The organism is uncultured Murdochiella sp. (assembly GCF_902488755.1).
Lineage (GTDB): Bacteria > Bacillota > Clostridia > Tissierellales > Peptoniphilaceae > Murdochiella.
On sequence record NZ_CABTXF010000012.1, the window covers coordinates 23,353 to 30,354 of the forward strand.

Below are 7,002 nucleotides of genomic sequence, written 5' to 3' on the forward strand. Positions count from 1 at the left end.
ACGTCAAGGGCAATTTGCGCGGATATACGTCTATTGTGACTGGAAAAACCCCTTCAAATAAGCCAAAATAGAATCGGGAGGAAAGACGGATGACGCAATGGACCATACATGCCACGGCAGCTTTTGGGCTTGAGGCTGTGGTAAAAAGACAATGCGAAGCACTCGGCTTGGGACCTTGCCGTATTGAAGAGGGACATGTGCTGTTTGTCGGTGAAACCGAAGAGGTGATGCGAGCAAATTTGTATTTGGCAAGTGCCGATCGTGTGCTGATAGAGGTAGGGCGTTTTCCTGCCGAATGCTTTGATGCGCTTTTTGAAGGAACAAAAGCGTTAGATTGGACGATGTATTTGCCGCGCAATGCTCGTTTTCCCGTGCGGGCAAAAACGGTGCAATCTACGTTGGCATCCCCTTCGGATGTGCAGAAAATTGTAAAAAAAGCGGTGGTTGGCGCTTTACAACGACGCGACGCACTGGAGCATTTTCCGGAAGATGGCGCATTGTTTCCTATTGATGTGCTCCTTCGCCATAACGAATGCGTTATATGTCTGGATACCACCGGCGAAGGACTGTTTAAGAGGGGATATCGGTTGGAAAAAGGTGGAGCGCCATTGAAGGAAACTATGGCGGCGGCACTGATCGATCTTTCGGTTTGGACGATAGATCGTCCCTTCGCCGACGTCTTTTGCGGTTCGGGCACGCTTGTGATTGAAGCGGCGCGCAAAGCGCGAGGCATTGCGCCTGGCTTGGATCGCACTTTCCTGTTTCAACAATGGCCATGGATGGATGCCAAACAGTATAAGCAGTTACGACGGGAGGCTCTGGCAAGGGTCAAGACGGATTTGCAAGCCGAAATGCTTGGTTTTGATATCGATCCTGCCATGGTGCGCATAGCGCGTCATAATGCCGAGGAGGCGGGCGTTTCCGACATGGTGCGTTTTGTTAAACGGGACATGCGTGAAGTGGGATTGAGCGAAAACTTTGGGGTGATGGTGACCAATCCACCGTATGGAAAACGCCTCTCGCCAGTGGAAGGACTAGATGTGTTGATGCGCGATTTCGCTCGGCGTTTTCTCACGCTGCGCACATGGTCGGCATACGTCATTACCGCCATGCCGGAATTTGAAAAAGTAGTGGGAGAAGAGACCGGAAAAGAGGCGAGTCGTCGGCGAAAATTGTTTAATGGCGGAGAAGAAGTAACCTACTATCAATTCGTAGGGCCTGACCCGAAACGATTCCGCTAACCGTAGTGTTGCAAACGAATTCGCTGCACGCTGCGGATTCTCCTTCGCAACAGCCTTCGCTATGATAAGATAATGACGGGAAAGGCGAGGGAGAAACGCATGAAAAAAACGACAACAAAAGAGCCGATCTTTCTTACCGACACCACGATGTTGAACGCCATGGAAGACTATGTGCGTGTTGTCGATCGCAAAGGACAGATTCTTTTTGAAAACGAGGCTCTGCTGCGCTTTAATCAGGCGGAAAGCAAGGGGAGCCCTGTTTTTCCGCTGTCTACTGCGACAGGCCCGTTTTTGGAGCATACCGTCACAAGGACGGAGTTTTGTGTTGCCGGACACGTTTTTTCCGTGATGAATTCGCCCATCTATGAAGACGGCGAAGTGGTGGCAGCGATTCAGGTGTTTCGCGATACAACCATCCAGAACAACATTACGCTACAGCTGCTCAATCGAAATCGAAAATGGCAGAAAGAAATTGCGCTGGCACGCACCATTCAGACCAAGATGCTTCCCCGCATGAAGACGTTTGGCAATTTGCAGTTCGATTTTGCCTACATGCCCAGCGAAGAGCTTTCCGGAGACTTTTTCGACTTCGTTCCGTTAGGAGAAGGTCGTTTAGGGTTCTATATTTCCGATGTGGTAGGACACGGTGTTTCCGCTTCTATTTTGACCATGTTCGTTCGACAGACGATGCGTTCCATTCTTGAAGAAGAAAAAATACGTGAACCGGCGCAGGTTTTGGGTGCGCTTCGCGATCGGTTTTATGAAATACAAATGGATGACGGTCAATACTTTTCCCTGTTTTATGCGGTTTTTGATACCGTTAAGAATACATTGACCTATGCGAATGCCGGACATCACTGTTTGCCCATGGTGGAGTGTGCCGGCGAGTTGGAGACATTATACGCCACCGGTCGGCTGATTTCCCCCGTTCTCTTGAAAGGGTATACGTACGAACAGCATTGCCGTCCGATGCGCAAAGCCGATCGCTTTCTCTTTTTCACCGATGGCGCGGTCGAAGCGAAGAATGCATTGGGCATGGAATATGGCGAAGAAAATTTGCGCCGTTTATTGTTACACACAACCAAAAACACATTATCGACAATTGTCCATGATTTGCGTCAATATACCGGAGAGCAGCTCAAGGACGACATTGCCATTGTGTATGTGGAAAATCAAAGGAGGAAGGTATGAAGCTCGATTTGACACAAGCGGGAACTGCGAAGGCACGGGAAGACAAAAAAGAACAGGTGTTGGCTGCGCTAAAAACACTGGTGGAGAAAACCGGCGCGGGCAACGACTTTTTAGGTTGGGTAGATCTGCCAGAAGAGATAGATCCGAAAGAACGGGAACAAATTCGCCAAGCGGCGGAGCGCATCCGAAACGAAGCCGAAGCATTGGTGGTTATCGGCATTGGTGGATCGTATCTCGGTGCACGCGCTGTGATCGAAGCGCTTACGCCTTCCTACAAAAAAAACGAACCGGAAATCCTCTTCGCAGGAAATCAGTTGAGTGCCGAAGAAACTGTTGCGCTGTTAAACCATCTTCGCGGTAAGCGTTTTGCTATTAATGTCATCTCCAAGTCCGGCACAACGACAGAGCCGGCGGTAGCGTTCCGTCATTTTAAGGCATTATTAGAGGAAAATGTCGGCAAAGAAAAAGCAAAATCCCTCATTTTTGCCACGACCGATCGGGCGCGTGGCGCACTAAAGACCATGGCGGACGCGGAAGGCTATGAGTCTTTCGTTGTTCCCGACGACATCGGCGGACGCTTTACCGTACTGACGGCGGTGGGACTTTTGCCGATTGCCGCCGCAGGGATCGACGTAGATGCCCTTATTGAGGGAGCAAGAACCATGCGCAAAATCGCGCTCGAGGCCGATTTTGAAGCGAATCCGGTGCTGCGTTATGCGGCTTCGCGGCTGGCGCTCATGGAACAGGGCAAAAGCATTGAAATTCTCGTTGCCTACGAACCGAAGATGCACTATGTTCAGGAATGGTGGAAACAGCTGGCAGGCGAGAGCGAAGGCAAAGAGGGAAAAGGACTATTTCCGGCGTCGGTCAGCAATACGACCGATTTGCATTCGTTAGGGCAATGGATTCAAGAAGGCCCGCGCGTTTTATTTGAGACCGTAGTATGGTTTGCCGAAGCGAAGGAGGATGTGGCAGTACCACCGACCGCAGATAATTTAGACGGTTTGAATTATTTGGCAGGCAAGACCATGCACGAGGTCAATGAGCAGGCGATGGAGGCGACCCGTCAGGCGCATTACGATGGGGATGTGCCGAATCATCTGCTGGTTTTCCGAAAATTGGATGCAGAAAACCTCGGCGCTTTATTGTATTTCTTTGAAGCGGTGATTGGCGTAACTGGTTATGCCATGGGCGTTAATCCCTTTAATCAGCCGGGCGTTGAGCAGTACAAGAAAAACATGTTCCATCGGTTGGGAAAACCGGGCTTCTAACCCCGGATTTCCCCTACGAATAAGGTAAGGAGGAAAAATGGCGACTCCCCATATTCAAGCAGAGAGAGGCGAAATTGCCGAGAAAATACTATTGCCGGGTGATCCGCTGCGGGCAAAATTCATTGCTGAGACGTTTTTGACAGATCCTGTGTGTTTTAATCGCGTCCGCAATATGCTGGGCTATACCGGCACGTATCGCGGAGAGCGCGTTTCCGTCATGGGGACGGGCATGGGGATGCCTTCCCTTTCCATCTATGCGTATGAACTCATTCACACCTATGGCGTGAAGAAGCTGATCCGCGTTGGTTCGGCAGGCGCAATGCGTGAAAACCTCAATATCTATGATTTGGTCCTTGCCGAGGGGGCGTGCACCGATTCGCGCATTGCCTTTCCCTACGATTTGAATGGAACCTATTCTGCCATCGCTTCGTGGGCATTACTTTCACGCGCGGCAAAGGCGGCTGAAGCACAGGGAAAAACGGCACATGTAGGGAATGTTTTTTCCACAGACGTCTTTTACAATCCCTTAAACAGTCGGGAAGACCATTGGAAAAAATGGGCAGAAATGGGCTGTCTGGCAGTGGAAATGGAAACCTATGCGCTGTATGCGTTAGCCGCTGCTTCCGGCGTAGATGCCTTGAGCATTCTTACGATTTCCGATTCGCTTGTCAGCGGAAATGAGACCACGGCGGCAGAACGACAGAATAGTTTTCAAGCCATGATGGAGATTGCGCTGGCGGTGTAATGAAAACAGTGCTGTGACGAGGAAGATCGATTAACCGTTTTTGCCGTAACGTAAGGCAGAGAGCACTCGAAAACGGTTCATTTTGGGAAGAAGATAAGGGAAAGAAACAGAAATGAGGGAACTATGCAGATCAATCGAATGATCGATCACACGTTGCTCAAGCCGGAAGCACAGCCGGAAGAGATTGAAAAACTTTGTGTTGAAGCATTGCAGTATCACTTTTATTCGTGCTGCGTGAACGGTTCGTTTGTCGCCCAGGTACACGGCAGGCTTGTCGGTTCCGACGTGAAGACATGCTGCGTGGTTGGTTTTCCGCTCGGCGCAATGTCCACAGCGGCAAAAGCGGCTGAGGCGCGCGATGCGGTAGCAAACGGCGCAGACGAAATTGATATGGTGATTCACATCGGCGCATTGAAACGTGGCGATACCGAATACGTTCGTGAAGATATTGCCCAAGTGAAGAAAGCCTGCGGGAATCGTACATTAAAAGTCATCTTAGAGACCTGCCTGCTGACCGATGAAGAAAAATCGCTGGGCTGTGTTCTTGCCATTCAGGGCGGCGCAGGTTTTGTAAAAACCTCAACCGGTTTTTCGACCGGCGGAGCAACTGTTCACGATGTGCGCCTGATGAAAGAGACCGTGGGCGATACGGTAGAAGTTAAGGCTTCCGGCGGAATTCATACTGCAGAAGAAGCGATGGCAATGATCGAAGCCGGTGCGACACGCATCGGAGCAAGCGCAGGCATCGCCATTGTAGAAGGAATGAAGTAACGAAAACGAGGCATTCATGCATCGAAAAGAAGACGTTCAGCTGCTCAACATGGTTATGTTGGAACGTGCAGACGGCGCGGTTTTGGTGTTGGACAAAGTGAAAAAAGAAGGTTGGGAGGGACTCACTTTTCCGGGTGGAAAGGTAGAGCCGGAGGAGAGCCTGACCGATGCCATGCGTCGTGAGGCATGGGAAGAAACAGGGCTTACGTTGGGGCGTGTGGAACTTGTCGGCATGGTACATTGGCTGCATCAGGATAAACCATTTCGTCAGCTTGGCCTGTTATATCGATGTGCTGATTTTTCGGGCGAAGTGAAAGAAAGTCCGGAAGGCACTTTACAATGGATGCCGTTTACCACGTTTCTCACTACGCAGCCCAAAAGCGAATCCATGGACGAGATGCTGGAAGTGTATCAAGGAAGAGCAAAAGAGGTGTTGATTACCGTTACCGACGGAAAAAAAGGCGAGGTCACCTTTATCCGGTGATGGCGCGCCGTAGAGGAGGAAGCCATGGATCAAACGGAAGCGATGCAAAAAGCAAAGGCGTGGGTGAAAACGAGTTCTCACATTGTCTTTTTCGGTGGCGCAGGCGTTTCCACGGCTTCGGGCATTCCCGACTTTCGCTCGGAAAATGGACTGTATCATACCATGAAACGGGCGCATTTGCCGGAATACTATTTCAGCCATGAATTTAGCGTGGAAGATCCGGATGGCTTCGCCGATTTTACGCGCGAATGTATTCTCAGTTATCAGGTTGAGCCCAGCGGGGCACATATTGCGCTGGCGCATTTAGAGCAGCAAGGCAAGTTAGAGGCGGTGGTCACACAAAATATTGATAGTCTCCATCAATGTGCAGGAAGTCGACGCGTTTTGGAAATCCACGGCAATATGGCGCACATTTACTGTCCCTCCTGCGGTCATGTTATGGCGACAGACGAATTTATGGCAGGAAAAGGGCGCGTATTGTGCCCCGTCTGTGGAGATATTTTGCGTCCAGATGTGGTGCTATACGGAGAACCTCTCCATGAAGAAGTATTTCTCGCTGCGGTGGAAGCGATTCGTCGGGCGGATACGCTCATTGTCGGCGGAACGTCGCTTGTGGTATATCCTGCCGCGGGATTAGTAAACTACTATCGCGGTCATCAATTTATTCTTCTTAATCGCGATCCGACACCGGCAGATTCTCGTGCGGATATTGCCATACATGGCGATATTGCAGAAATATTGCCCGCTTTGGTAGAAGATGGCGAAGAAGGCGAATAAAAGAGACTCTTTTCGGCAGGAGGAAGGTATTAAATTCGGACAGGAGGGCGGAATGACGTTTACACACCTCCATTTGCATACACAGTTTAGTTTGCTGGACGGTTTTTGCCGCATTGATCGGTTGATGGATACCGTGCGCAAACAGGGCATGGATGCCGTCGCCATAACGGATCACGGCAACATGTTCGGTGTGATTCAATTTTATAAAGCGGCCAAAGATGCCGGCATCAAGCCCATCATCGGGTGTGAAGTATATGTGACAGAGGACCGTCTCAATCACAAAGACCGCACGCGCTATCATCTGGTTTTGCTGGCGGAAAATGAGACCGGTTATCATAATCTTATGAAAATTGTCTCCACCGGTTGGGTGGAAGGCTTCTATTATAAACCGCGCGTAGACTTTCCCACACTGGAGAAATATCACGAGGGTTTGATTGCACTCTCGGCGTGCCCTTCCGGCGAAAGCCGCAAAAATGCGCCGGCAAGTCCGCTCTCCCCGGGAAAAAAAAACCCCACGGTGCC

At 50.4% G+C, this 7,002-nt stretch carries 8 protein-coding genes; all 8 read left to right on the forward strand.

Features of this window, described 5'->3' with window-relative positions:
* The first annotated feature begins 89 nt into the window (after positions 1–89).
* Positions 90–1,241: a class I SAM-dependent RNA methyltransferase gene (locus tag RDL68_RS02390; RefSeq protein ID WP_308540077.1), complete on the forward strand. Its 1,152-nt coding sequence runs from the start codon at positions 90–92 to the stop codon at positions 1,239–1,241.
* A 99-nt stretch (positions 1,242–1,340) separates the two neighbouring features.
* Complete coding sequence (locus RDL68_RS02395; RefSeq protein WP_308540078.1) at positions 1,341–2,432, forward strand: SpoIIE family protein phosphatase; 1,092 nt, start codon at positions 1,341–1,343, stop codon at positions 2,430–2,432.
* Positions 2,429–3,703 carry a glucose-6-phosphate isomerase gene (locus tag RDL68_RS02400; protein WP_308540079.1) on the forward strand — a complete coding sequence of 425 codons (1,275 nt, stop codon included), beginning with the start codon at positions 2,429–2,431 and terminating at the stop codon, positions 3,701–3,703. Before RDL68_RS02395 ends, RDL68_RS02400 begins: the two co-directional genes overlap by 4 nt.
* Before the next feature lie 37 nt (positions 3,704–3,740).
* Positions 3,741–4,448, forward strand: coding sequence for a purine-nucleoside phosphorylase (deoD, locus tag RDL68_RS02405; RefSeq protein ID WP_308540080.1), 708 nt, complete (start codon positions 3,741–3,743; stop codon positions 4,446–4,448).
* Between the two features lie 123 nt (positions 4,449–4,571).
* Complete coding sequence (gene deoC, locus RDL68_RS02410) at positions 4,572–5,219, forward strand: deoxyribose-phosphate aldolase (protein ID WP_308540081.1); 648 nt, start codon at positions 4,572–4,574, stop codon at positions 5,217–5,219.
* Between the two features lie 16 nt (positions 5,220–5,235).
* Entirely contained in the window at positions 5,236–5,703 is a 468-nt protein-coding gene (locus tag RDL68_RS02415) for an NUDIX domain-containing protein (RefSeq protein WP_308540082.1), read from the forward strand.
* A 24-nt stretch (positions 5,704–5,727) separates the two neighbouring features.
* Positions 5,728–6,480: an NAD-dependent protein deacylase gene (locus RDL68_RS02420; RefSeq protein WP_308540083.1), complete on the forward strand. Its 753-nt coding sequence runs from the start codon at positions 5,728–5,730 to the stop codon at positions 6,478–6,480.
* A 52-nt stretch (positions 6,481–6,532) separates the two neighbouring features.
* Positions 6,533–7,002, forward strand: a 470-nt coding sequence (locus tag RDL68_RS02425; protein ID WP_308540084.1) for a PHP domain-containing protein, incomplete at its 3' end; no start/stop codon positions are given.